Origin of the sequence: Pseudoroseomonas cervicalis ATCC 49957 (genome assembly GCF_000164635.1) — a bacterium.
Lineage (GTDB): Bacteria > Pseudomonadota > Alphaproteobacteria > Acetobacterales > Acetobacteraceae > Pseudoroseomonas > Pseudoroseomonas cervicalis.
The window spans coordinates 1-716 of sequence record NZ_GG771168.1; the positions used below are offsets into that span (position 1 = coordinate 1).

1 protein-coding gene is annotated in these 716 nt (G+C 78.5%); it reads left to right on the top strand.

Going from position 1 to position 716, the window contains the following annotated elements; all coding sequences use genetic code 11:
- Window positions 1–716 (top strand): glycosyltransferase (locus tag HMPREF0731_RS22385; protein WP_007006557.1); only part of this gene is annotated, 716 nt, incomplete at both ends.

The following is a 716-nucleotide window of genomic DNA, read 5'->3' on the forward strand; positions in this document are numbered from 1 at the left end:
GATTTCGGCGCGATGCTCGCCGCCGAGCAGGCCGGCCTGCCCCGCGCCGTGCTGGGGGTGATCGCGGCCGGGCGGCTGTCGCGGCCCGCTTTGGTGGCGCCCGCTCTGGCGCCCTTGCGCGCGGCGCTCGGCCTGCCGCCCGAGCCGGGCACGCCGCCGCTCTGGCTGAACCCCTTCCCGCCGGCGCTGCGCGACCCGGATTGCCCGCTGCCCGCCGGCGCGCTGAGCTTCCGCCCCGACGCTCCGCCCGCCGCCGCCCCGCCGCCCTGGCTGGAGGCGCTGCCGCAGCCGCTGCTGCATCTGACGCTGGGCACGGTGTTCAACCAGGAATCGGGCGATCTCTTCGCGCGGCTGCTGGCGGCGCTGCGGGGCCTGCCGGCCGGCGCCGTGCTGGCCACCGGCCCGCAGATCGACCCGGCCGAGCTGGGCGCGCCACCGCCGGGTGTGCGGGTGGAGCGTTTCGTCGACCAGGCGATGCTGCTGCCGCGCTGCGCGCTGGCGGTGTGCCATGCCGGCTCCGGCACGCTGGCGGCGGCGCTGACGGCCGGGGTGCCGTTGCTGCTGTTGCCAATGGGCGCCGACCAGCCGGACAATGCGGCGCGCTGCGTGGCCCTTGGCCTGGCCGAGGCGCTGGACCCGCTGGCGGCGACACCCGATGCGCTGCACCAGGCGATGCGCCGCCTGCTGCACAGCGCCCCGCACCGCGCGGCGGCGCA